The organism is Bacillus sp. LR_5 (assembly GCF_042709275.1).
On record NZ_JAVAXX010000475.1, the window covers coordinates 1 to 3,071 of the forward strand.

Below are 3,071 nucleotides of genomic sequence, written 5' to 3' on the forward strand. Positions count from 1 at the left end.
TTATTATATCTAATGTGTTCATAAAAAACTAAAAAAAATATTGAAAATACTGATGAGGTTATATAAGATGAAAATAAGTTAGTTTGTTTAAACAACAAACTAATAGGTAACTTACAATATGAAATAAAATGCATTTGTATTTGAATGATCATGTTTTGAATTTATTTTTAAGGGGGAAATCACATGGCTCAATCTCATTCCAGTTCAACCAACTATTTTGGAAGCGCAAACAAAGTGGTTTACGAAGGGAAAGATTCGACTAATCCTTTAGCATTTAAATATTATAATCCTCAAGAAGTAATCGGCGGAAAAACGATGAAAGAGCATTTGCGATTTTCTATTGCCTATTGGCATACATTTACTGCTGATGGTACAGACGTTTTTGGAGCAGCTACGATGCAAAGACCATGGGATCACTATAAAGGCATGGATCTAGCGAAGATGAGAGTAGAAGCAGCATTTGAGATGTTTGAAAAACTAGATGCACCATTCTTTGCTTTTCATGACCGGGATATTGCACCAGAAGGCAGTACGCTAAAAGAGACAAACCAAAATTTAGATATGATCGTGGGCATGATTAAAGATTACATGAGAAATAGCGGCGTTAAGCTATTATGGAATACCGCAAACATGTTTACGAATCCCCGTTTCGTCCATGGTGCCGCAACTTCTTGCAATGCAGATGTGTTTGCGTATGCTGCAGCACAAGTGAAAAAAGGGTTAGAAACAGCAAAAGAGCTTGGCGCTGAGAACTATGTATTTTGGGGCGGCCGTGAAGGATATGAAACATTGTTAAATACCGATTTAAAATTTGAGCTTGATAATTTGGCTAGATTTATGCATATGGCAATGGATTATGCGAAGGAAATCGGGTACACAGGGCAGTTTTTGATTGAGCCAAAACCAAAAGAGCCGACCACCCATCAATACGATACAGATGCAGCAACAACCATTGCCTTTTTGAAGCAATATGGCTTAGACAATCATTTTAAATTAAATCTTGAAGCCAATCATGCCACATTAGCCGGGCATACATTCGAACATGAATTGCGCATGGCAAGAGTACATGGTCTGCTTGGCTCTGTTGACGCAAACCAGGGTCATCCTCTTTTAGGCTGGGACACGGATGAATTTCCGACGGATTTATATTCTACGACATTAGCAATGTACGAAATCCTGCAAAATGGCGGCCTAGGAAGCGGCGGATTAAACTTTGACGCAAAGGTCAGAAGATCTTCTTTTGAGCCTGATGATCTAATATATGCCCATATTGCAGGGATGGATGCATTTGCAAGAGGATTGAAAGTTGCCCACAAATTAATCGAAGATCGTGTGTTTGAAGATGTGATTCAACATCGTTACCGCAGCTTTACTGAAGGGATTGGTCTTGAAATTATAGAAGGAAGAGCTAATTTCCACACACTTGAGCAATATGCGCTAAATCATAAATCAATTAAAAACGAATCTGGAAGACAGGAAAAATTAAAAGCGATATTGAACCAATACATTTTAGAAGTATAACAGGATAAGCTCCAGATCCTGCTATCAATACCAAGTCACTGAATTACCCGTCATGATTCCTTTCCTATTGCTTGTTGTTATGACGGGTAACTTCTATAATTAGGATTTATTTAGAGTGAATGGTTTTTTAAAAGGGCAAGGAGTGAAAAAATGAAGTATGTCATTGGAATAGATCTTGGAACGAGTGCTGTTAAAACCATTTTAGTTAATCAAAACGGCAAGGTTTGTGCAGAAACGTCCAAAAGGTACCCGCTCATCCAAGAGAGGGCGGGATATAGTGAGCAAAATCCTGAAGACTGGGTACAGCAAACAATTGAAGCATTGGCTGAATTGGTTTCTATATCCAATGTTCAAGCCAAGGATATTGACGGGATAAGCTATTCGGGACAAATGCATGGATTAGTACTGCTTGACCAAGATCGTCAGGTGTTACGTAATGCAATTCTTTGGAATGATACCAGAACAACGCCTCAATGTATAAGGATGACCGAGAAATTTGGCGATCATCTTCTTGACATCACAAAAAACCGTGTTTTAGAAGGGTTTACATTACCTAAAATGTTATGGGTAAAGGAACATGAACCTGAACTTTTTAAAAAAACTGCTGTGTTTTTGCTTCCGAAAGACTACGTGCGATTCCGTATGACCGGTGCCATTCACACTGAATACTCCGATGCAGCAGGAACTTTACTTTTACATATTACTCGCAAGGAGTGGAGCAATGATATTTGCAATCAAATTGGTATTTCTGCAGATATTTGTCCTCCGCTTGTTGAATCTCATGATTGTGTAGGGTCGCTGCTTCCGCACGTTGCCGCCAAGACCGGGCTATTAGAAAAAACAAAAGTGTACGCTGGGGGAGCAGATAATGCTTGCGGCGCTATTGGAGCAGGTATCCTTTCTTCCGGAAAAACTTTATGCAGTATTGGGACCTCAGGGGTCATACTTTCCTACGAAGAAGAAAAAGAAAGAGACTTTAAAGGCAAAGTCCACTTTTTTAATCATGGAAAAAAGGATTCTTTTTATACGATGGGCGTCACGCTCGCTGCAGGCTACAGCTTGGACTGGTTTAAAAAAACGTTTGCACCAAACGAATCGTTTGAGCAATTATTGCAGGGGGTGGAAGCTATTCCGATAGGAGCCAATGGACTGCTATACACTCCTTATTTGGTTGGTGAAAGAACGCCGCATGCTGATTCTTCTATTCGGGGAAGCTTGATCGGAATGGATGGAGCCCATAATAGAAAGCATTTTTTGAGGGCAATAATGGAAGGTATCACATTCTCTTTACATGAATCATTTGAGCTATTCCGCGAAGCGGGAAAATCAGTTCATACTGTTGTTTCTATTGGTGGAGGAGCTAAAAATGATACGTGGCTGCAAATGCAAGCTGATATTTTCAATGCGAGGGTGATTAAGTTAGAAAATGAACAAGGGCCAGCTATGGGGGCTGCAATGCTGGCTGCCTTTGGAAGCGGATGGTTTGAATCCCTTGAAGAATGTGCAGAGCAGTTCATTCGTGAGGCTGCTGCATTTTATCCAAAGGCGCA

2 protein-coding genes are annotated in these 3,071 nt (G+C 40.1%); both read left to right on the plus strand.

Going from position 1 to position 3,071, the window contains the following annotated elements:
• Positions 1-183: 183 nt before the first annotated feature.
• Positions 184-1,521, plus strand: a complete 1,338-nt coding sequence (gene xylA / locus RAC86_RS37250; RefSeq protein WP_377886817.1) for a xylose isomerase — start codon at positions 184-186, stop codon at positions 1,519-1,521.
• A gap of 150 nt (positions 1,522-1,671) precedes the next feature.
• A partial coding sequence (gene xylB / locus RAC86_RS37255; protein ID WP_377886818.1) for a xylulokinase occupies positions 1,672-3,071 on the plus strand: 1,400 nt, incomplete at its 3' end.

What these genes read in the sequence shown, in the direction of transcription:
- xylA (WP_377886817.1), top strand. Translation starts at nt 184, where the DNA reads ATGGCTCAATCTCATTCCAGTTCAACCAACTATTTTGGAAGCGCAAAC.